At 59.5% G+C, this 19,173-nt stretch carries 23 protein-coding genes and 1 pseudogene; 15 read left to right on the top strand and 9 right to left on the bottom strand.

Annotation, left to right across the window (positions count from 1 at the left end; genetic code table 11):
• The first annotated feature begins 30 nt into the window (after nucleotides 1-30).
• Complete coding sequence (locus AC24GY_RS17055) at nucleotides 31-843, top strand: toll/interleukin-1 receptor domain-containing protein (protein WP_487685548.1); 813 nt, start codon at nucleotides 31-33, stop codon at nucleotides 841-843.
• Between the two features lie 181 nt (nucleotides 844-1,024).
• On the top strand, nucleotides 1,025-1,504 hold the full coding sequence (locus AC24GY_RS17060; protein ID WP_487685551.1) for a hypothetical protein: 480 nt from the start codon (nucleotides 1,025-1,027) through the stop codon (nucleotides 1,502-1,504).
• A gap of 132 nt (nucleotides 1,505-1,636) precedes the next feature.
• Here AC24GY_RS17060 and AC24GY_RS17065 read toward each other — a convergent pair.
• The 5 genes and pseudogenes from AC24GY_RS17065 to AC24GY_RS17085 all read right to left on the bottom strand — a co-directional run.
• A pseudogene (locus AC24GY_RS17065) lies at nucleotides 1,637-1,768 on the bottom strand (transposase); the annotation flags it as partial.
• Between the two features lie 31 nt (nucleotides 1,769-1,799).
• Complete coding sequence (locus AC24GY_RS17070; RefSeq protein WP_487685837.1) at nucleotides 1,800-1,997, bottom strand: hypothetical protein; 198 nt, start codon at nucleotides 1,995-1,997, stop codon at nucleotides 1,800-1,802.
• Nucleotides 1,998-2,053: 56 nt separating this feature from the next.
• Nucleotides 2,054-2,287, bottom strand: a complete 234-nt coding sequence (locus tag AC24GY_RS17075; RefSeq protein ID WP_487685554.1) for a hypothetical protein — start codon at nucleotides 2,285-2,287, stop codon at nucleotides 2,054-2,056.
• A 105-nt stretch (nucleotides 2,288-2,392) separates the two neighbouring features.
• Complete coding sequence (locus AC24GY_RS17080) at nucleotides 2,393-3,595, bottom strand: FtsW/RodA/SpoVE family cell cycle protein (protein ID WP_422317411.1); 1,203 nt, start codon at nucleotides 3,593-3,595, stop codon at nucleotides 2,393-2,395.
• Between the two features lie 45 nt (nucleotides 3,596-3,640).
• Complete coding sequence (locus AC24GY_RS17085) at nucleotides 3,641-4,429, bottom strand: ABC transporter ATP-binding protein (protein ID WP_487685557.1); 789 nt, start codon at nucleotides 4,427-4,429, stop codon at nucleotides 3,641-3,643.
• Between the two features lie 87 nt (nucleotides 4,430-4,516).
• Here AC24GY_RS17085 and AC24GY_RS17090 point away from each other — a divergent pair, with 87 nt between their 5' ends.
• The 4 genes from AC24GY_RS17090 (at nucleotide 4,517) to ruvC (ending at nucleotide 7,199) form a co-directional block, all read left to right on the top strand.
• Entirely contained in the window at nucleotides 4,517-5,347 is an 831-nt protein-coding gene (locus AC24GY_RS17090; RefSeq protein WP_487685560.1) for a serine/threonine-protein kinase, read from the top strand.
• A gap of 115 nt (nucleotides 5,348-5,462) precedes the next feature.
• Complete coding sequence (locus tag AC24GY_RS17095; protein ID WP_422317417.1) at nucleotides 5,463-6,158, top strand: hypothetical protein; 696 nt, start codon at nucleotides 5,463-5,465, stop codon at nucleotides 6,156-6,158.
• A gap of 10 nt (nucleotides 6,159-6,168) precedes the next feature.
• Entirely contained in the window at nucleotides 6,169-6,645 is a 477-nt protein-coding gene (locus AC24GY_RS17100; protein ID WP_422317419.1) for a DoxX family protein, read from the top strand.
• Nucleotides 6,645-7,199, top strand: coding sequence for a crossover junction endodeoxyribonuclease RuvC (gene ruvC, locus AC24GY_RS17105; RefSeq protein ID WP_487685564.1), 555 nt, complete (start codon nucleotides 6,645-6,647; stop codon nucleotides 7,197-7,199). Before AC24GY_RS17100 ends, ruvC begins: the two co-directional genes overlap by 1 nt.
• 16 nt (nucleotides 7,200-7,215) lie before the next feature.
• On the opposite strand, the gene AC24GY_RS17110 is transcribed toward ruvC, so the two are convergent.
• Nucleotides 7,216-7,842 carry an SET domain-containing protein gene (locus tag AC24GY_RS17110; protein WP_487685566.1) on the bottom strand — a complete coding sequence of 209 codons (627 nt, stop codon included), beginning with the start codon at nucleotides 7,840-7,842 and terminating at the stop codon, nucleotides 7,216-7,218.
• A 173-nt stretch (nucleotides 7,843-8,015) separates the two neighbouring features.
• Between AC24GY_RS17110 and AC24GY_RS17115 the strand changes: the two genes are divergently transcribed.
• The 3 genes from AC24GY_RS17115 to AC24GY_RS17125 all read left to right on the top strand — a co-directional run bounded on the left by AC24GY_RS17115 (nucleotide 8,016) and on the right by AC24GY_RS17125 (nucleotide 10,892).
• The gene (locus AC24GY_RS17115) at nucleotides 8,016-9,527 is read left to right on the top strand and encodes a peptidyl-prolyl cis-trans isomerase (RefSeq protein ID WP_487685570.1); all 1,512 of its coding nucleotides are present in this window, start codon (nucleotides 8,016-8,018) and stop codon (nucleotides 9,525-9,527) included.
• Between the two features lie 20 nt (nucleotides 9,528-9,547).
• Nucleotides 9,548-9,889, top strand: coding sequence for a tetratricopeptide repeat protein (locus tag AC24GY_RS17120; protein ID WP_422315359.1), 342 nt, complete (start codon nucleotides 9,548-9,550; stop codon nucleotides 9,887-9,889).
• Nucleotides 9,890-10,121: 232 nt separating this feature from the next.
• The gene (locus AC24GY_RS17125; protein WP_397379338.1) at nucleotides 10,122-10,892 is read left to right on the top strand and encodes an SDR family NAD(P)-dependent oxidoreductase; all 771 of its coding nucleotides are present in this window, start codon (nucleotides 10,122-10,124) and stop codon (nucleotides 10,890-10,892) included.
• A gap of 12 nt (nucleotides 10,893-10,904) precedes the next feature.
• Here AC24GY_RS17125 and AC24GY_RS17130 read toward each other — a convergent pair whose 3' ends face one another.
• A complete protein-coding gene (locus AC24GY_RS17130) occupies nucleotides 10,905-11,612 on the bottom strand; it encodes a class I SAM-dependent methyltransferase (protein WP_487685574.1) in 708 nt (235 codons plus the stop codon).
• Nucleotides 11,613-11,722: 110 nt separating this feature from the next.
• Between AC24GY_RS17130 and AC24GY_RS17135 the strand changes: the two genes are divergently transcribed.
• The 5 genes from AC24GY_RS17135 to AC24GY_RS17155 all read left to right on the top strand — a co-directional run bounded on the left by AC24GY_RS17135 (nucleotide 11,723) and on the right by AC24GY_RS17155 (nucleotide 14,916).
• Complete coding sequence (locus tag AC24GY_RS17135) at nucleotides 11,723-12,589, top strand: hypothetical protein (protein ID WP_422319971.1); 867 nt, start codon at nucleotides 11,723-11,725, stop codon at nucleotides 12,587-12,589.
• 28 nt (nucleotides 12,590-12,617) lie between these two features.
• Nucleotides 12,618-13,097 carry a hypothetical protein gene (locus tag AC24GY_RS17140; protein WP_422319970.1) on the top strand — a complete coding sequence of 160 codons (480 nt, stop codon included), beginning with the start codon at nucleotides 12,618-12,620 and terminating at the stop codon, nucleotides 13,095-13,097.
• Nucleotides 13,098-13,122: 25 nt separating this feature from the next.
• On the top strand, nucleotides 13,123-13,692 hold the full coding sequence (locus tag AC24GY_RS17145) for an anthranilate synthase component II (protein ID WP_422319969.1): 570 nt from the start codon (nucleotides 13,123-13,125) through the stop codon (nucleotides 13,690-13,692).
• Between the two features lie 22 nt (nucleotides 13,693-13,714).
• Nucleotides 13,715-14,578, top strand: a complete 864-nt coding sequence (locus AC24GY_RS17150) for a hypothetical protein (RefSeq protein WP_422319968.1) — start codon at nucleotides 13,715-13,717, stop codon at nucleotides 14,576-14,578.
• Nucleotides 14,579-14,673: 95 nt separating this feature from the next.
• On the top strand, nucleotides 14,674-14,916 hold the full coding sequence (locus AC24GY_RS17155; protein ID WP_487685579.1) for a DUF6868 family protein: 243 nt from the start codon (nucleotides 14,674-14,676) through the stop codon (nucleotides 14,914-14,916).
• Nucleotides 14,917-15,007: 91 nt separating this feature from the next.
• Here the strand turns inward: AC24GY_RS17155 and AC24GY_RS17160 are convergent, their stop codons facing one another.
• Nucleotides 15,008-16,789 (bottom strand): glycine--tRNA ligase, encoded by a 1,782-nt coding sequence (locus AC24GY_RS17160; RefSeq protein ID WP_487685582.1) that lies wholly within the window; start codon nucleotides 16,787-16,789, stop codon nucleotides 15,008-15,010.
• Between the two features lie 104 nt (nucleotides 16,790-16,893).
• Nucleotides 16,894-17,787 carry a LysR family transcriptional regulator gene (locus AC24GY_RS17165; RefSeq protein ID WP_487685585.1) on the bottom strand — a complete coding sequence of 298 codons (894 nt, stop codon included), beginning with the start codon at nucleotides 17,785-17,787 and terminating at the stop codon, nucleotides 16,894-16,896.
• Nucleotides 17,788-17,879: 92 nt separating this feature from the next.
• Between AC24GY_RS17165 and AC24GY_RS17170 the strand changes: the two genes are divergently transcribed.
• Nucleotides 17,880-19,169 carry a cation:proton antiporter gene (locus tag AC24GY_RS17170; RefSeq protein WP_487685588.1) on the top strand — a complete coding sequence of 430 codons (1,290 nt, stop codon included), beginning with the start codon at nucleotides 17,880-17,882 and terminating at the stop codon, nucleotides 19,167-19,169.
• The last annotated feature ends 4 nt before the right edge of the window (nucleotides 19,170-19,173 follow it).

Genomic DNA, 19,173 nt, shown 5'->3' on the forward strand with positions numbered 1-19,173 from the left:
CCTCAGCCTCAATTCGCAAAACAAAATAACATGGGCAACTCCGTTTTAGTTTTCGTCAGTCACTCATCCGAAGACAAAGAGCCGTATATTGAGCCAATCGTCGCCGACTTGGAAGCTTGTTTCATCAACGTCTGGATCGACAAACGCCGAATCATGCCGGGTGATAATCTTCGCAAATCCATCTTCAGGGATGGCATAGATAAAGCCGATGTTGCATTGATTTTCTTCACAGAAAAATCTCTCAAATCATCATGGGTAGATCGAGAAATTAAGCACGTTTTGCGAGAGGAATCAAAGAAAGGAAATCAGTTTGATCTGAACAAAATCATCTCAGTTTTTGATTCCAAAACCACGTATGAAGCAATCGCAGAACGTTATCCAGAATTGACTGATGACCTGCTTCACTTGATGCCGCCCGATTATGACAAGGTTAAACTCAGCCAACTCGTATCTGCAATCTGGTCAAAGTACTTGGACCTCCAAGGAGGCGATGTTGAAACACAGCGACAACTCTTAGCAAAGGACAAAGAAATTTTTCAAAAGACGAAGGAAAACACTGACCTTGCGAACGCTTTAAAAGAAGAAAGAAGTAAATCAAAATCCTTTTCGCAGGAGGCTGAATTTGAACTGTTTTTCAAGTCGAACAAATTGAACGAATTTATAGCGAATAAGAATCTACTCCTCCAAGGATCTGACGACCAAATCGCTAGCATGTGCAATCCCGCAGAAGCTGCGGCTTTTGGGCTGGCCAAACCTATTAACGGTTATATAACCCTCACTGAAAAAGGAATCGATTTTTTTCGATGGTATATCCTAATGAAGGAAACCTCGTCAAAACGATAGAGCGATGAATCTGTGATTTCAGCAAATTTCATTTCATTAAATAAGCATGGCCTTCTTCGATTTCCTTCATCCCCGCCCACATTTACAGCGGGAGCATCGAGTCCACACCGCATCCTGAACCAACGACTGTCCCAGCGAACACGCAAAAATGATCCCATGCGCTGATCCTCCCCCTCACCGCATGAAAACCCTCCTGTCCATCCTCCTCGTCTGCACCCTCAGTTCCTGCGGCCCGACACCGCAAAAGAGGACCCGCGCCGAAATCACCGGCCCCCAATCCGAGCGCGTCACACGCGCCACCGCGATCCTTGCCAAATACGCCACACTTCCCGGCCCGCTCCTCGATGCCCACATGGCAGAAGACATCGCCGACAACAGCGGCGGCATGGTCCCCGGCCCATCTGATGTCTACCTCTCCGGCGTCATCACCTTCCCCGCCGCAGACCTCCCCAAGTGGCAGAAACTCCTGGCTCCATCCATCCCCGCCGTCGCTTCTCCCCAGTTTCACAGCATCCTCCCCGCCCCCACCTGGTGGCCCGCAGCAGCCGCCTTCAAAGACTGCGAGTATTACGAGCCAAAAAAACTCACAGGCCGCACCTTCGGCTTCGTCGCCCTCTCGCCTTCCACTGCGGCCATTTATTTTTCGACCGCCTCAAACTGAACGCCGGCCTGTTCGATCCTTCTTCCCAAACCGTGGCGTTCTAAATCAGGCGCTGCATGCACAGTCGTAGGATGGGTGTGGCGACAGCCCGCCCGTCTGCGAGCGTGTGGAAACGCCCATGGCTCGGTGCGTTCATCCGGGCTGCAGCCGGATGAACCGCCACACGGATTCCACCAGCGCATGCCGCAGCCGGGGATTGCCATGTTTATTAATGCCGCCCTGCCTGCGTTTGCCTCCGCTGCTGTGCTCGCTGGGACACAGCCCGGTGAGCCGAGCGGAGCGAGACAGCCAGCCGCTAGGCTGCCCCGAAGGGGTGAGCGCAGCGAAGCAACCTGCTGGCCTGCCGCCGGTTGTTGAACCGGGTCCAGTCGAGCACTTCGTTTTCGATGATGCGTTCGGTGAGCGCTCCGAGCCCCTTGGGCCGCGACGTCGCCGCCGTGGCCCGCGCTTCGATCTCTGCCTCGCGCTGCGCGATGAGTTCATCAAGCTTCACGAGCACCTGCACCAGCGGCTCCAGCAGATCTTTGAGATGCTGCGGCAGCCGTTTGCTCAGCGCACTCCACGCGCCCTTGCGCCACCATTTCCTGCGGCTTCATGCGCTGGGCGGGCTGCACGGTGGCGGCGTCGGTCTTGCGGCAGACCACGTGCTGGCGCAGACTGCGCGGCCGATGTTTCCGGCTTCACCGCGATGCTTGCGGCAGCCGGCTCCTTGCTGCTCAACGTCGTCTTCGCCGCTTGGCCGCTCTTGTTTGTCTTGATGCTTTGGGTGGTTTGCTTGGCCATGTGGGTGGTGTGTTCAGGGTTGCTCAACACTCCCTTCTTATCACCGATCCGCTTCGGTGACTCCGCCCACATGGTATCTACGGCCCGGAGTGCCGCGCCTGCAATTTAATCCTCGTCATCGTCATCACGGGGCCCGTTCACAGAGCGTTTCTTCTTCACAGCGGAGATGTTGCGGTGAACCCAGACGCTTTGCACCATGCCCATGAGGAAGAGCGTCACGACGACAAAGGTACCACCGTAGCTGATGAAGGGCATGGGCAGACCGATGACGGGCAGCATGACGAGATTCATCCCGGCATTCTGAAAGGTGTGCACAAAGAACATGGCCACCACGCCCACGACAATGAGCCGCCCGAGCTGATCGCGGGCGCAAAAGGCCACGAAGACGCTTTGCAGCAGCAGCAGCGCCATGCCTGAGAGCAGGAGCACCGAGCCGCGGAAGCCAAACTCCTCCGCGATGACGCCGAAGATGAAGTCATTGATGGATTCGTGCGGGAAGAAAGTACGGTGGATGGAGGCCTGATCGGGAACCTTCTTGGACTCAGGCCCCTTGCCTTCAAGGCCTCCCGTCGAAACGGCGATCTGCAGGTGCTTGGCCACCCAGCCTTCGTTTTGCAGGTCCACCTTGTCGAGCTGGTTGGTGGCCATGTACCAGGTGGAATTGATACGAGCCTGCTGGTAGGGCTTGAGTGCAAAGACATAGACCAGCGGCACCACGCTGGCGACACCGAGCAACATCGTGATCATGTAGCGAAAGGGGATGCTGCCGACGAGCATCATCGACAGGAACACGGGGCCCCAGACGAGACCGGAGCCCAAGTCTTCCTTGATCACCATCATGGCGGGAATGCCAGCCACCATCCCTGCGGCCATGATGCGCAGCCATGGACGGCGAAAGACCGGTATCATGCGCGGCAGCTCACCAAAAATGACGCCCAGAATCAAGATGCCAGACATGATGGCAAACTGCGAAGGCTGCACCATCATGCCGCCCACTTTAATCCAAGCTTTGTTACCCCCGATCTCCACCCCGAAGGCCAGCACCGCCACCAGACCACCGATACCGGCGATGTACATCGGCACACAGGCCCAGCGCACCCACTTGTAGTCCAGCAAGGAGGCGGCAAAGAAAAACGGCAGGCCGATCATCACCCAGCGGATCTGATCACGCCACTTGAGCGCCAGATCCGCCTCGTCCTTGTAGGCCGAGGCATTGAAAATGGCGTACACACCGAAGACGATGAGAGCGGCGATGTTGAGCACCAGCAGCCAGTTCATGCCGAGGAACTTTTTGAAAAGAGGAGTCATGGGGTCAGAACAGGAAAAGATTGGGTCGAGTGGACACCACTCGCGCTAGATGAGCACGGGCACGGCTTCGAGCAGCTTCTGGGTGTAGTCGTGACGCGGGTTCTCGCAGATCTCGTCCGCATTCCCCTGCTCGACGATCTTGCCGTGATGCATGACGACGATGTGATCGCTCATGTGGCGGACGACCGCAAGATCGTGTGCGATGAAGAGCAGCGTGAGATCAAGCTCCGCCTGAATGTCCTTGAGAAGATTGAGAATCTGGGCCTGCACGCTGACATCCAGAGCACTGACGGGCTCGTCACAGATGAGGAAACGCGGCTTCACCGCCAGTGCGCGTGCGATGCCGATGCGCTGGCGCTGGCCACCGCTGAACTCATGCGGGTAACGCTGCAGCGCATCTTCCGGCAGTCCGACTTTTTTGAGCAGCCCGGCAGAGACTTCACGGCGCTGATCACGGGAGAGTTCCTTGAAGTGAATCTGCAGCGGCTCGCCGAGAATGGACTCGACGGTCATGCGTGGATTGAGCGAGCCGATGGGATCCTGAAACACCATCTGCATCTCCTTGCGCAGGGGGCGGAACTCGTTCTCCGTCATCGGCAGCACTTCCATGCCGCGATAGTTCACGCTGCCCGAGGTGACCGGGGTGAGCTTGAGCAGGGCACGGGCCACGGTGGACTTGCCGCTGCCGCTCTCACCCACCAGACCGACGGTGCTGCCTTCCTCCACTTCGAAGCTGACTTTGTCCACGGCCTTGATGACATCCTTGGTACGGCCAAACCAGCCCCCGCGCACGGGGAAGTGAATTTTGAGGTCTTGAACGCGGAGCAGCTGCATGGTGGAAACCGAGATTTTAGCACAGCTGGTAAAACGCGCTAAAGTTTCATTGCGTGAAAGCTTGAAAGTGTCAGCATCCCTTCCCTGATGAACGAACGCTATGAATTGCTGGCTCCCATCGCCGAAGGAGGCCTGGGGGCTGTTTTCAGAGCACGGGACCTCCAGCAAGGCCGCGAGGTGGCGATCAAACGGATTCTAGCCAACAAGGTGGGTGGCTGCGGTACGGCCGTGGACGCCCTCATCCGCGAGGCCCGGAAGCAGTCGAAGGTGCAGCACCCGAACGTCGTGGCCGTTTACGATTTCGGCGTGGATACCGAAGGTGGGTTCATCGTGATGGAACTGGCCCAAGGCGAGACTTTGGAGGACGTCATCCTGCGCGGTGCTTTGACGGCGGATGATTTTGACACCCTGGTGCGCCAGACGCTGGACGGGATGAGCGCCGTGCACGCGAAGGGCATCCTGCACCTGGACCTGAAACCCGGAAACCTGATGATCCAGCGGCTGCGGAACGGTGGCCTGCAGGTGAAGATCCTCGATTTTGGCCTGGCGAAAAGCACCCCGCGGGTGGGAGAGCCAGATCTGAAAGCCTGCGAAGGGCTGCTCGGCTCCATTCATTTCATGGCTCCGGAGCAGTTTGAACGCGCCCCCGTGGATGCGCGCACGGACATCTATGCCCTTGGCTGCATTTATTACTATGCGCTGACGCAGAGACATCCCTTCGACGGCGAGACCAAGCCGCAGGTGATGGCGGCCCATTTGCACCCCCGGACACCGCCGCTGGGCACACTGCGGCCGGACCTTCCCGCCCGCACCGTGAAGTGGGTCGAATGGCTCATCAACCGTGCCCCTGCCAACCGGCCGGTCTCCGTTGCCGAGGCGCTGCGGGTTTATGAGGAAGTCACCAAGCCGGGTGCATGATTCCCCGCCCCGACAAAGCAGGTGGGCCATCCCGGAAGTAATCACGCCGAAGACGAAAGCCTCTTGCCATCGCACGACGTGCCGCCATCATGATGAAACCTGTTTCTTGCTCCCCATGTCGCGTGTCCTCACTGCCCTTCTTTTTGCCGCCGCCAGCTTCCTGCTCTGCTCCTGTGGCATGATCAAGAAGATCATTCCCCCGATGCCCAAGCTGCCAAAAATTGGCATGCCCAGCCTGCCGAGCCGAAACACCGTGGCCAAGCTCGTCCCGGGCATGTCTGAGACGGACAAGGTGAATTCTGAAGATCCGGATGTTCCATTCAATTCACGCGGCACCCTGGGCTTCGGCCACACCGTGCGGCTCGAAATTTATGAAGGCACCCGCAGCCCGGACCGCATCTACCGTGGCATTGAGATGATCAACACCGAAGGGCTGCTCCCACTCGGCAAGGTGGGCAGTGCGCGTGTCGGGGGCCTGACTCTGCCCAAGGCCGCAGAGGCCATCGCCACGGTGTTCCGGCTGGCCGGACGCAACACCCGGGAGATCACGGTGCAGATCATCTCCGTGGAAAACACCCCGGTCCTATTCCTCAACGGCGATGTGATGGAGCCCGAGTTTATTCCGGTCTTCAAAGACATGAGCGTGAGACAGGCCGTCACCGTCACCGGCGGTCGCAAGCCCGGCTCCACCTCCCGCGGCTTCTACATTTCACGTCACGGCCAGCGTCACTTCTTCACCTCACTGGAAGCAGCGGATAAAAACTGGCAGCCGCAGGCTGGTGACATCATCACACTTTCTCCCGACATCTGATTTTCGCATCATGCTCGAATACACCGGCAGTGGTCCTGCCACTGCACAAAGCCCCCTGAGTTCTCTTTTTCAAACCGCCGCCATCCTCCGTATCGGGACCGGATTGCTGCTCATGACCCGCTACGGCCTCAATGCCGTGCAAAACGCCTACCATTTCTTCTTTCAGGAGAAGCCCTGGGCCTGGGTGCCTGCGTTTCATGAGGCGGGCATGCCCTACGCCCATCTGCTGGCCCCGGTCGTCGCCCTCCTCATCGTCGCCGTGGCCTTGAGCTGGATCATCGGCTTTTTAACCCGGCTGTTTGCCTTCATCTTTCTGCCGGTGGTCATCACGACGCTGGTGGTGCTGCACAACACCGACTCCCCACGGGTGGAGGCTGCGTGGCTCTACCTGATCATCACCGTGACGCTGCTCCTGTTCGGATCGGGCACCGTTTCCGTGGACCAACTCTTCCGCCTCGGCCAGAGCGGGCCTAAAAAACGCCGCTGATGGCCCGCATCGTCCGCAGTTCCGACGCTGCCGCCGTGACTCCCGCTGTGGAGCGCGTCCTGGCCATCGACCCGGCGCTGCGGAAAACCGGCTGGGCGGTGGTGGAATGCGCCGCCGGGCAATTGCGCGCGATTGAATGGGGCGTCATTCACAACAAAGCGGCCCTGCTTCCCTCCGGCTGCCTCGTCGCCATCCGTGCCGGATTGCTCGATGTCATCGCCCGGCATTCACCGACGGTGTGCGCCATTGAGTCCACCATCTTTGTGCAGAGCTACAAGACGGCCATCGTGCTGGGCACCGCACGCGGAGCCTGCCTCATAGCCGCAGCCGAGCACGGCCTGCCGATCTACGAATATGCCCCGCGTGAAATCAAACAGGCCGCCGTGGGGCGTGGTGCGGCGCAGAAAGACCAGGTGGCCTTCATGATCCGCGCCCAGCTCCGCCTGCGTGAAACGCCGGAGGCCGACGCCGCCGACGCACTCGCCGCCGCCATCACCCATTTTCAAAACAGCGCCGCCGCCCGCGCAACGGAACGTGAAGCGCGGCGGGTGTGAGGGAACGGGACGCGCGCTACTTTTTCTTCTTGGTCAGCGTCTTTTTGGCCGAAGTCTTCTTCGCTGAGGTCTTTTTGGCTGACGGTTTCTTTGCAGACGCTGTGGTGTTCTTCGCCTCGGCGAGCTTCAGCCTCTTCTTTTTGATATCTTGCTCAGCCTTCTCCATCCTCTTCAGCAGCTTCGGCCACTGCTTTTCCTCCACGATGAAGCCGACACAGCGGTCGGCGCCGCAGCGGCAGGGATGCTCGTCCCAAGTGTCCACGTCAAAACCGTAGTTGTAGGTCAGCTCCTCGCCGGCCTTGATCTCGCGCAAGGAATAGATCCAGATGCGGCCGCGGATGATGTAGGCTTCGCAGTTGGGGGCGCAGGAGTGATTGATGTAGCGTGCGGGGTTTTTCCCTTTGGCGCCATCAATGTCGTAGCGCTGGTTCAGGGTGAACACATAAACGGCGGCGCCACCGGTCTTCTTGGACTTCTCGACCAGCGCCTCACCACGGCGGGTGGACTCCGCCTTGGTGATTTTTTCACCGATGTATTCGATGATCGGCGCATCATTGGGAATGTCACAACGGGCAAAAATGCCGCGGTTATGGATGGAGGAGGAGCGAACGGTCCAGTAGCGTTTCGTGGGAGCTTGGGGCATGAGGGCAGGCGATCAACAGAAAATAGGAGCGCATGAAGTGTGCCGGGTGCCTGCAATGTCAAGGGATGAGGCCGAATGTTTCCCAGAGGCGCCAAATGAGTGAGCTCCACTTTCCGGTTGCTGCCGGGGTGCGGTGGGGCTTATTGCGCGCCCTTCAACCGACCTGACTTCCCATGCTCGAATTTTTCCGCCGCCACCGTGGTGCCTTCCTCATCACCCTGACGATCTCCATCATCATCTCCATGTTTTACTATGGAGTTTCCCAGACAACCGCAACTCATGAGAAAAAGCTGCTCCCAACGGACGTCGCTCTCACGGTGTTTGGCAAGGATTACAGCGTGGCCGATGTCCAGCGTGCGCAGCGCTCCGTGCAGTTCACCCAGTATTACCTGCAGGCCGATGAGCTGTCCTCGATCCTGAGCATCATCCCTTCCTCGGGCGGTCTGGAAGCTTTCGCCAATTTCTTTGTGGCACGTCACATGATGGAAGAACTCGGCATCCGCCCCAGCAATGCCGAAGCTCGTGCCGCACTGGACAAACTCCCCGCCCTGCAAAACAACGGCAAGCTCGACGTCTCCCGTGGCCAGATGCTGGAGCAGCTCGCCTCCTCCATGGGTTTCGACAGCGAGGCCCTGCTGGACATCATGAAGGACATCGTCGGCCTGCGGAAGCTGCAGGAACTCGTGACCAAGAGCTACACCGCCTCCCCTCTGGCCGCTGAAAAGCAGTATGCCAGCAGCTATCAGACCTTCAAAGGCTCCAAGATCACCTTTGAAACAGAGACCTTCAAAAAGGGCGCCACCGTGACCGATGACGAGATCAAGAAGTACTACGAGGAAAAGAAAGAGGAATACAAGACCGTGGAAAAACGCGCAGTAAGCTACGTCTTCTTCGAAAACGCCAAGGATCTCGAGAAGAAGCCGCTGGAAGAGCGCCAGAAAGCGCAAAACGCCATCGTGCAGCGTGTGAATGCCTTCAATGATCTCACCGTGAAGGAACACAAGAGCTTTGCCGATGCGGCCAAGCAGACGAAGGAAAAAGTCGAAACCATCCCCGCTTTTGCCCAAAGCAGCCCTCCTGACGCACTCAAGTCCGAAAGCGATGTGGTCGAACAGATCTTCGCCCGCCCCAAGGATTCGAAAGCTCCTGCGGAAGCCGTCGAAGGCATCAAGGGCTGGTACGTGTTTGACGTGACCCAGATTGAAGAGCCCAAGCAGCAGACGCTGGCCGAAGTGACTGGCAAAATCAAAGAAGTCCTGCTGGGACAGAAAGCGGATGAAGCCCGCACCAAGGCTGTGAATGAAGCGCGTCTGGCTTTGAGCGAAGGCTTGAAGGCGGGCAAGAAGATCGATGAACTGGTGAAGGCTCAGAAACTCACTCTTGAGCCCCTGCCGGACATCGACATCGCCAACCCGCCGCAGGAAGTCCCCAACAGCTTCTACATCGCCCAGGAGGCCGCGAGTACCGCCGTCGGCAGCGTTTCTCACGCCGTGGATGTGGACAACGGCAAAGCCACCGTGCTCGTCTACGTCAGCGCCAAGGAACTCCGCAAGCGCCCTGACGCCGCCGAACTGCGCAAGAGCCAGGTGGACTCCCTTTCTGATCAGGAGCGCCGCAGCCTCTTCCAGGCCTGGTTCAAGAAGCAGCACGAAGCCGCCCACATCTCCTACGCCAAGCTGGGCTGAGGCACCACCTATCGACGCGCATGAGCCACACGCCATCCAGCGTCGAAGAACTTTACGATGAAGCCAGCGGGCACGTCGCCCTTGGCGAACTGCCGGAAGCCATCGCCCTGTACCGGCGCTGCGTCGCGCTGGAGCCGGACCATTTTGAGAGCTGGCACGCCCTGGGCATGGCGCTGCTGCGCAACGGTGAGGTGAAGGAAGCCATCGGTGCCGGACTCATGGCGACCACCCTCCAGCCCAACGACCTGCTGGCCTGGACCGCTCTCTCGCAGATGTATGTGACCAACAAGCAGATCGCCGAAGCTGAGGACGCCAAAGGCAAGGCACGCATCCTTTCCTTGGGCGGCAAGGTGGTGAAGTAGTCACATCGCGCACCTGCGCCTGTGATTTGAAACTTCGACCATCAAAAATCGATTGTTCGACAATCGTCAATCCTCTGGCGTCCGAGTGTCCTGGGCGTGAGCGATTGACGATTGATGAACAAGGATTGTCGGTTTTTGAAGTGTTCAGCACGCGCCAAACACAACCAACCTACGACCACCTGCCATACGCTTTCCACTCGCGCAGGGCAGGCACGCATGCTAAACCGCGCGCATGTCCTCCCCACTTTTCAATCTCTCTGGCAAAGCAGCACTCGTCACCGGCGGCAGCAAAGGTCTTGGCAAAGCCATGGCCCGTGGCTTCGCCGAAGCCGGCGCGGATGTCTTCATCTCCAGCCGCAACGCCGAGGAACTCACGGCCGCAGCCGCTGAAATCGGCGCGGGATTGAACGTCAAAGTCGAATGGATGGTGGCCGACATGGCCGACCGCGCAGCCGTGAAGGCACTGGCCGTGGAGGCAGAAAAGCGCCTCGGCAAGATCGACATCCTCGTCAACAACGCCGGCATCAACAACCCGCAGGCCATCGACGAAATCACCGACGAAGTGTGGGACCGCAATGTCGAGGTGGATCTCACCGCCGTGATGTCCCTCACCCGCGCCGTGGTGCCCGGCATGAAGGCGCGCAAGTGGGGCCGCATCATCCACATCTCCAGCGTGCTCGGCGTCGGCGGCCGTTTGAAGCGGAATGTCTACTGCGCCTGCAAGGCCGCGCTCATCGGCCTCGCCCGCGCCAGCGCGCTCGATCTTGGTCCCTTCGGCATCACCGTGAACTGCCTCTGCCCCGGCCCCTTCCTCACCGACATGCCCGGAAAGCTGCTCAATGACGAGGAGAAGCAATACTTCGCCGATCGCACGGCCGTGAAACGCTGGGCAGCACCCCGCGAACTCGCCGGCCCTGCCTTGATGCTGGCCAGCGAAGCCGGCAGCTACATCACCGGCCAGGGCATCGTGGTGGACGGTGGGGCTGCGGTGAACGTGCTTTAAGACGGCAGCCTTTTACTTCGATAGCGCGGGCGCTGCTTTGGCAGCGTCCTGCTCCGCTTTGCCAAAAAACATCAGATGCTGCCAAGGCAGGCCGTCGTATTCGCGCACGAGTTTGAAGCCGTTGGCGTTCATCTCCTTGTTGATCTGCGCCTTGGTCATTTTGTGCTCGGGCTTGATCGGCACACTGTCGTCTTCGGCGCGAAATTCCACCAGAACGAGCTGGCCGTCGGGCTTTAAGGCGGCGCGCATGCCGGCGAGCATTTGCACGGGATGGGAAAATTCGTGGTACACATCGACGAGGAGGATCATGTCGCAGGTGTTCGGGGGCAGCTTGGGATCGTGGTAGAGGCTGTTGATCGGGACGATGTTTTTCAGGCCCTTGCTTTCGATGTTCTGCTTGAGCATCTCGATCATCTCCGGCTGCACGTCCACGGCATAGACCTTTCCCTTCTCGCCGACCATTTCGGCCAGCGGCAGGGTGTGGTAGCCATTGCCACAGCCCATGTCACACACCACCATGCCGGGCTTCACGTGCAACTGCTCGCGCATCTGGGAGGGGCCTTCCTCCGCCTCCCGGACGCGGCGCATCAGCCACTCGGCGCCCTTCCAGTGCATGGTTCGCGCAATCACGCGGCCCTGGTATTCCGTCAGCGCTGGAGGAGCCTCCTGGGCGGGCAGGTGGAATGCAGTGAGGAGGAGCAGAGGGATGAGCAGGCGCATGGTGAAAGCAATGAACGGTGGAAATCGTGCAAATGTAGCGAAATGCACTCTTAAAGCTTTTCCAGACTCGCACTGGAAATACCGGGGCGACTACGTATCCTCTCCGCACCATGACTCGTCGTTTCATCGCCCGCCTGCTGCTGCCCGTGCTCGGAGCCGCTGGCATTGCTGTGCTCAACGCCCAAGATGCAGCTCCGGCCTCACCGGAACGCACGCCGGAGAAGAACCCCATCCCGGAGGATGTGGTGGGTGATGAGCATGTGCGTGAGGAATACGGGGTGAACCAGTTCACCACGCCCTCCATCCGCAAGCTCTTCGACATGCTGAACAACGTCGGCAAGCTGCGATTTGACGACCTGAAGCGCCCCTTCACCGACAAAACACCCGCCGACCGCGTCATCGTGGCCATGGGCCTGGGCACCCTGATCGCCGATGGATTCCTCATCGTGCAATGCGAACGCGTGGAAGAAATGGAGGCCGTGGGCCGCGCCATGATCAAGTACGGCAAGGCTTTGGGCGCGGGCAACCGCATGAACAAGCACACCGGCAGCCTGTTTGAATACAGCCTCAAGGGCAACTGGAAGGACCTGCGCGTGGAACTGGCCAAAACCCAGGCCGACGTGGAGGCGGAGATGGTCATGCTGCGGGATGTGGACATCGCGCATCTCATCAGCCTCGGCGGCTGGTTGCGTGCACTGGAGATCGCCACCAAGAGCATCAGCGACAACTACGCGGAGGAAAAGACCCGCCAGCTCACGCGTCGTGACATCGCCGAGTATTACATGATGAGCCTCGACAGCCTGCACCCGAGCATCATGAAAAACCCTGCGCTGCAGGAGCTCCGCAAAGGCCTGGAGTCCATGCTTCCGCTGCTGGATGTGCCGGAAGGCAAGGCCCTGACTCTGGAAGAAGTGAAGACGCTGCACAAGAAAGCCTCCACACTCTGCCACATCATCACCGACAAGATGAACGGCTGAAGCCGTTCCCGCTACGTATCCCTTTCTCATGGCCAATCTCACTCCACAGCAGCGTCAACTCGTCGAACAATGGGCCGCTGAAGGTGCCAATCTCAATCAGATCCAGGACCGCCTCCGCAGCGAATGCGACACCACGCTGACCTACATGGAGACGCGCCTGCTCATCATGGAGCTGGGTGTCAAAATCCAGGACAAGCCACGTGAAGTCCCGCCCGAGGAAAAGCCTGCCCCACCGCCGCCTGAACCTGCGGCGGATGGCGAGGCAGCCGTGGCTGACGAAGCTCCTGCGGGCGGTGCCTTGAAGGTAAGCGTGGATGAAGTCCCGCCTCCCGGCGCCGTCATCAGCGGCAGGGCCACCTTCAGCGATGGCGTCACCGTACAGTGGTTCATGGATGAGCAGGGCCGCTTTGGCATGCGAGGCCCCGCCCCCGGCTACCAGCCACCCGCCGCTGACATCCCCGCCTTCCAGGCTGAACTCGACAACATCCTCCAACTCCGCGGCTTCTGACCCGCCCTGACTGCCTGACGCTCCCATGCTTCTCATCATCGACAACTACGACTCCTTCACCTACAACCTCGTCCAATACTTCGGCGAGATGGGAGCCGTCATGGAAATCCGCCGCAACGACCAGGTGACACTGGACGAGATCGAGAAGCTCAAGCCCGACCACATCTGCATCTCTCCCGGCCCCTGCACGCCGAAGGAAGCCGGCATCAGCTGTGCGGTGATCGAGCGTTTTGGCAAATCCACCCCGCTCCTCGGCGTCTGCCTGGGGCATCAGGCCATCGGCCACGTCTTCGGCGGCGATGTCGTGCGTGCCGGACGCCTCATGCACGGCAAGACCTCGATGATCAATCACAAGGGAGAGTCCGTCTTCAAAGGTCTGCCGCAGCCCTTTGAAGCCACGCGCTACCACTCGCTGCTCGTCAAACGCGACACCCTGCCCGACTGCCTCGCCATCACCGCCACCGCCAGCGATGACGAATCCGAGATCATGGGCCTGCGCCACAAGGAGCTTCCCATTCACGGCGTGCAGTTTCATCCCGAATCTATCCTCACGCAGGAAGGCAAGAAGCTGCTGAAGAATTTCTTGGAGATGTGATTCTGGGTTGAGGTGTGAAGCCATGAACGACGAAGAACATCTCCGCCGTTTTGAGGATCACTCTCTGCCAAAGGAAGAATGGACTCACCGTGCCCACCTGAAGGTGGCCTACCTGTATCTGATCCGTTTCTCCCAGCCCGAGGCCTTGGAACGGCTTCGCGTTGGCATCCAAGCCTACAATGCCGCTCAAGGCATCCAGGACACACCCACCGGTGGCTATCATGAAACGATGACGCAGGTCTGGCTGCAGCTCGTTTACACCGCGCTGCGCCAGTTCGGCCCCGCAGACACGGCTGATGCGTTCTTTGACGCTCAAACCCAACTCTGCGACAAACGCACTCCCCTGCTCTTCTACTCGCGCAATCGCCTCATGTCGCCCGAGGCAAAACACTCCTTCGTTGCACCGGATCTCGTGCCGCTGCCCAGGCCACCAGCCCACTCATCACCTGCCACAGCCAACACTCCAACCACCCGTTCCCGCTCCGCATCACTTCCACGACCGCCATCCGTTTCCAACGCCATTCACCTGCTTTGGCTGTCACTCGCCCTTACTATTCCAAACCTCTGGATCAACTGGCCTCAAATACGGTCAACGGCACACCTTGAATTCGGTTTTTTAATTCTTTTTGTGACGCTCGTTTTTACGATCTGGTTGATCACGATGATCGATGAAGGTTATCACTGGGTGCGCGTCACTTTCTTGGTTCTCCTTGTCATCGGTCTTCCTGACGGACTGATGGATATGATTAAATGCTTCGGCGACTCCTTCATTTCTGGTATGCTCAACCTCACCCAGGCAGTCCTGCATGTGACAGGAGTGGCCTTGCTGTTTTCCGCCGGTTCCCGCCCATGGTTCGGTCGATCGGAGACTCCCCAAATGGAGTAACCGCATGTTTGACACGCAGCGTGGCAGACAGACCTCCTCCGACGCCGTCCGCCACAAAGCACCTGACAAACTTGCAGTTGGGCAGATGCTTCCGCATGAGCATCGAGACCACCCGCAGCTTTTTTTGGGGATGCCTCGGCATCAACTACGGCATCCTCATGCTGTGGTTTATTGCCTTCACCGTGGCCCACGATTCACTTTACCGCCTGCATGCCCGGTGGTTTGGGATTTCGGTGGAGCAGTTTGACGGCGCCCACTACATTGCCATGGCGATCTACAAGATTGGCATCCTTCTGCTCAACCTAACACCTTATCTCGCGCTGCGAATGGGGGCCTAGAGGAGAGGGATCACCTTGATCCCTCCACGCGCCAAATCATTCAACGCTTCCAAACTGGGGGGATCAAGATGATCCCCCTCCTGGACTTGCCTTACGAGACCAGCGGCAGAAGCTTGCCGAGGAGATCACTGATCTTCACGCGCTCTTGCTCTCCGCTGTCGCGATGGCGCAGGGTCACGGTATCCAGCAATTCGGGGCCTTTTTCGCCGAGGGAGTCGAAGTCGATCGTCACGCCAAAGGGCGTGCCGACTTCGTCCTGACGGGCGTAGCGGCGGCCGATGGAGGCGGTTTCGTCGTAGAAGCAGTTCATGTGCTTCTTGAGCAGTGCATAGACCTCACGCGCCTTGGCGACAAGTTCAGGCTTGTTCTTCAGCAGTGGGAAGACGCCGACCTTGATCGGGGCCACACGCGGATGCAGGTGCAGGACGGTGATGATCTCCTTCTTGCCCTTCTCATCCACCTTTTCGGTTTCAGAGAATGCCTTGGCAAGGACGGCGAGCGCCATGCGGTCGAGACCAGCGGAAGGCTCGATAACGTGGGGGACGTAGCTGCCTTTGAAGAGGCGCTCGAACCAAGCACGCACGGCAGGCTCGGGCATCGGCTCGCCCTTGGTCTTGGCGGCTTCAGCGGCGAGGCGCTTCTGGATGAGGGCTTCCTTCTGCTCGTCGGTGAGTTTCGCAGCGGCGGTCTTGAGTTCTTCGTCGAAGATTTCCTGGGACTTCGTGCTGGCGGTTTGATGCGCGGACAAATCGAAGTCGCCACGGGCGGCGATTCCTTCGAGTTCTTCGGTGCCGAAGGGGAACTCGCAGAGGATGTCCACGCAGGCGCGAGCGTAGTGGGCCAGATCTGCTGGCGTCTGCCAGTAGTATTCCAGAACGTCGCCGAGGCCGATGCCTTCGTAGAACTTGGTGCGCTGATCGACCCAGTAACGGTGCCACATCTGCCAGCCCCAGTTGGGCTTTGGCTCGCTGAGGTCCGCGCCTTCGCTCCAAGCGGCAACTTCGCCGCTGATGATCTCGACGGCTTCGTCGGGCTTGATGAAGAACTCGAGCTCCATCTGCTCAAACTCGCGACTGCGGAAGGTGAAGTTCTTCGGTGTGACCTCGTTGCGGAAGGCCTTGCCGATCTGGCCGATGCCGAAGGGCACCTTGACGCGGCTGGAGTCGAAGACGTTCTTGAACTGCGCGAAGATGGCCTGCGCGGTTTCGGGGCGCAGGTAGGTCACGTCAGCCTCGGTCGCTGTTGGGCCAAGGTAAGTCTTGAGCATGAGGTTGAAAGGACGCGCCTCGCCGAGAGCACCGCCGGTTTCCGGGTGGAAATCGACACTGCCGTTCACGGCGTCGATCTTCTCTTCATTGAGCAGTTCGATCTCCTCGGGCTTGCCAGCGGATTCACCGGCGTTCTGCGCGATCAGGGCGCGGATGCGTTTGCGGAAGCTTTCGATGTGCTCGCCATTTTTCAGCAAAGCGGACACCGTGCGGTCCCAGCGCCAGCCTGTCGGAGAGGTGGCGCCGCTGTATTTCATGACCACGCCGTCCTGCGGCTCCACATGGTCCGCACGCACGCGCTTGTTCGTCAGCGAGCACTCACGCATGAGGTCGGCAAAGGTGTCCACGTGGCCGCTGGCCTTCCAGATGGCCGGATTCATGAGGATGCTGGCGTCGAGGCCCAGCACGTCTTCACGTTCGCGGGTCATGGTGTTCCACCAGGCGCTGCGCAGATTGCGCTTCAGTTCGGCACCCAGCGGGCCGTAGTCCCACACGCCGCCGCAGCCGCCGTAGATTTCGCTGCTTTGATAGATGAAGCCGCGGCGCTTGCAGAGGGAAACGATCTTCTCCATTTGCGCGATAGAGTTCTTGGCGTCGGTAGACATGGTAGGTGGGACGATTGAGGGGTATGAGGTGTGCCGAATGACTGGATTGCCACCGGCGAGGGGGGCGCGAAAGGAGCACCAGCGGGGCTGTGGTGCAACGCATTTCAGCCCCACAACTCTCCTGCGCGCAGCCATTCTTTCACCAGATCCCGAAACGCCAGCACCGCCGGATCATCCCCTTCCTTGGCCCACACCATCACCAGCGGGATGGTCTGCTGCGGCTTGAGGGGGATCAGGGCGAGGCTCTTGTTCGCCGTGCTTTCCGGCACGATGCCGATGCCAGCCCCCGCTTCGACGTATTGCAAGACCGTGCCGATCAGACTTGGCGTGTGCTTCACGCGCGGGGCGAAACCCGCTTCCTCAAAGGAGGCATGAATGGCGTCATGGGAGCCCGCCCCCTCCCGCCGCGCCAGCAGGATGAGCGGCTCTCCCGCGAGCTTCTTCCAATTCAGCGAAGTCAGCTTCGCCCAGGGATGATCGAGCGGCACGGCGGCGCAGAATTTCTCCTCCCGCAGCAGCAGCGTCTGCAAACCCAGAGCATCATGCGCAAACACGGGGCGGGTCAAACCGACCGACAAGCGGCCCTTTGAAACCATTTCCCACACACGCTCCGGCGTGCGTTCCTCCAGAATCACGGTCACACGTGGGAAGCGCTTTCCATATTCTTTGAGCAGCCGCGCGAGAAAAGGCCGTGTCGGCGGGCCGATGTAGCCCAGCCGCAGCTCGCCCTCCTCTCCCTTGGCAGTGCGGCGCACGCGGCGCAGGGCATCGTCCAGGCGTTCGAGAATCAAGCCCGTCTCATGCAGCAGCACGGCCCCGGCCGGAGTCAACCGTGGCGAACGCCGCTCTCGCTCGATCAGCTGCGCGCCCAACTCGCGCTCCATCTCCTGAACCGCGCGGCTTAATGCAGGCTGGGCTATGCGGAGCCGACGTGCGGCGCGTGAGAAGCTCAGCTCCTCGGCCACGGCTTGAAAATATCGCAGATGACGCAGTTCCATAATCGGTGCTAGTTATACCGTATCGGCATCAAACACATAGCGAAAGTCTATTTTCGTTACCGGCTCACCTGCGACATATATGCTGGATATTCATGAATAACGTCTCCCTTGCCGTCCAGTTTTTCCTTCAAATTGCCGTCATCCTGCTCGCCTGCCGCGCTGTGGGGGCCATTGCGGCGCGCTTCGGCCAACCGCAGGTCGTTGCAGAGATGATCACCGGCGTATTGCTCGGCCCTTCCCTCTTTGGCGCTCTGGCCCCTGAATGGCAGCAGTGGCTCTTCCCCTGGGACAAGACGCAAAAGCTCCGTGACACCTCCTGCTATCTTTTTCCAGCGTCGCAGCTCGGGCTGGCGCTCTACATGTTCATCGTCGGCATGGAGTTCCGCGTGGACATCGTCGCCAAGCGCTTGAAAAGCAGTGTCGCTGTCTCGGTTGCCGGAATGGTCACGCCGTTTCTTCTTGGTGCCGGGCTTGCCTGGATTCTCTTCCATCATACCGAGCTGTTCCCAAAAAAGACCTCGATCATGGAGGCCATGCTCTTTTTGGGTGCCTCCATGTGCATCACGGCATTCCCGATGCTGGCCCGCATCATTCACTTCAAAGGACTCGCCGGCACCACCATGGGCACCGTGGCCATCGGGGCGGGTGCCATCGATGATGCCACGGCCTGGATTCTTCTCGCCGTCGTGCTCGCGAGTTTTGACAACAACATCGGTCACGCCCTCTACAACATCGGCGGTGCCATCGGATTCGTGAGCGTCGCGCTGCTCATCATCCGGCCATTGCTCGCGAAATTCTCCACGCTGCTGATCAAAGACGAAAAGCTCACCGATGCCGGACTGGTCATTGGCATCGCCATGATGTCCCTGGGTGCGTGGTTCACCGATATGATCGGTCTTCACGCGGTGTTCGGCGCTTTCATCATGGGCGCAGCCATGCCGCGCGGCCTTATGGTGCGCGATCTGTGCGCCCGCATTCAACCGCTGGCCGTGGCGCTGCTGCTGCCGCTGTTCTTCACCTATTCCGGCCTGAACACAAAGATCGGCCTGCTCAACACCTGGTACCTCTGGGGCATGTGCCTCGCCGTGCTCGTCGCTGCAGTGATGGGCAAATGGCTCGCCTGCACCTTGGCAGCCCGCGCCACCGGCATCTCCGCACGCGAATCGATGGGCATCGGCATCCTCATGAACGCGCGCGGATTGATGGAGCTGATCATCATCAACATCGGCCTGCAGCGCGGCATCATTTCGGAAGGCTTGTTCGCCACGCTCGTCATCATGGCCGTGGTCACCACGCTCATGGCGTCACCGATTTTTGAACGCCTCGTGGGTTCCGGCACTTACAAGCCGGAACCGGATGGAGACGAACAACTCAGCATGTAGTAGG

The organism is Prosthecobacter sp. Pr1, from assembly GCF_057652315.1.

Excerpts from the sequence above, each read along its gene's own strand:
- AC24GY_RS17125 (WP_397379338.1), top strand. The coding sequence starts at position 10,122 with ATGTCCTCCCCACTTTTCAATCTCTCTGGCAAAGCAGCACTCGTCACC.
- ruvC (WP_487685564.1), top strand. The coding sequence starts at position 6,645 with ATGGCCCGCATCGTCCGCAGTTCCGACGCTGCCGCCGTGACTCCCGCT.
- AC24GY_RS17120 (WP_422315359.1), top strand. The coding sequence starts at position 9,548 with ATGAGCCACACGCCATCCAGCGTCGAAGAACTTTACGATGAAGCCAGC.
- AC24GY_RS17115 (WP_487685570.1), top strand. The coding sequence starts at position 8,016 with ATGCTCGAATTTTTCCGCCGCCACCGTGGTGCCTTCCTCATCACCCTG.
- AC24GY_RS17075 (WP_487685554.1), bottom strand. The coding sequence starts at position 2,287 with ATGGCCAAGCAAACCACCCAAAGCATCAAGACAAACAAGAGCGGCCAA.
- AC24GY_RS17135 (WP_422319971.1), top strand. The coding sequence starts at position 11,723 with ATGACTCGTCGTTTCATCGCCCGCCTGCTGCTGCCCGTGCTCGGAGCC.
- AC24GY_RS17140 (WP_422319970.1), top strand. The coding sequence starts at position 12,618 with ATGGCCAATCTCACTCCACAGCAGCGTCAACTCGTCGAACAATGGGCC.
- AC24GY_RS17095 (WP_422317417.1), top strand. The coding sequence starts at position 5,463 with ATGTCGCGTGTCCTCACTGCCCTTCTTTTTGCCGCCGCCAGCTTCCTG.
- AC24GY_RS17165 (WP_487685585.1), bottom strand. The coding sequence starts at position 17,787 with ATGGAACTGCGTCATCTGCGATATTTTCAAGCCGTGGCCGAGGAGCTG.
- AC24GY_RS17080 (WP_422317411.1), bottom strand. The coding sequence starts at position 3,595 with ATGACTCCTCTTTTCAAAAAGTTCCTCGGCATGAACTGGCTGCTGGTG.
- AC24GY_RS17150 (WP_422319968.1), top strand. The coding sequence starts at position 13,715 with ATGAACGACGAAGAACATCTCCGCCGTTTTGAGGATCACTCTCTGCCA.
- AC24GY_RS17110 (WP_487685566.1), bottom strand. The coding sequence starts at position 7,842 with ATGCCCCAAGCTCCCACGAAACGCTACTGGACCGTTCGCTCCTCCTCC.
- AC24GY_RS17055 (WP_487685548.1), top strand. The coding sequence starts at position 31 with ATGGGCAACTCCGTTTTAGTTTTCGTCAGTCACTCATCCGAAGACAAA.
- AC24GY_RS17170 (WP_487685588.1), top strand. The coding sequence starts at position 17,880 with ATGAATAACGTCTCCCTTGCCGTCCAGTTTTTCCTTCAAATTGCCGTC.
- AC24GY_RS17085 (WP_487685557.1), bottom strand. The coding sequence starts at position 4,429 with ATGCAGCTGCTCCGCGTTCAAGACCTCAAAATTCACTTCCCCGTGCGC.
- AC24GY_RS17130 (WP_487685574.1), bottom strand. The coding sequence starts at position 11,612 with ATGCGCCTGCTCATCCCTCTGCTCCTCCTCACTGCATTCCACCTGCCC.
- AC24GY_RS17100 (WP_422317419.1), top strand. The coding sequence starts at position 6,169 with ATGCTCGAATACACCGGCAGTGGTCCTGCCACTGCACAAAGCCCCCTG.
- AC24GY_RS17160 (WP_487685582.1), bottom strand. The coding sequence starts at position 16,789 with ATGTCTACCGACGCCAAGAACTCTATCGCGCAAATGGAGAAGATCGTT.
- AC24GY_RS17090 (WP_487685560.1), top strand. The coding sequence starts at position 4,517 with ATGAACGAACGCTATGAATTGCTGGCTCCCATCGCCGAAGGAGGCCTG.
- AC24GY_RS17155 (WP_487685579.1), top strand. The coding sequence starts at position 14,674 with ATGAGCATCGAGACCACCCGCAGCTTTTTTTGGGGATGCCTCGGCATC.
- AC24GY_RS17060 (WP_487685551.1), top strand. The coding sequence starts at position 1,025 with ATGAAAACCCTCCTGTCCATCCTCCTCGTCTGCACCCTCAGTTCCTGC.
- AC24GY_RS17145 (WP_422319969.1), top strand. The coding sequence starts at position 13,123 with ATGCTTCTCATCATCGACAACTACGACTCCTTCACCTACAACCTCGTC.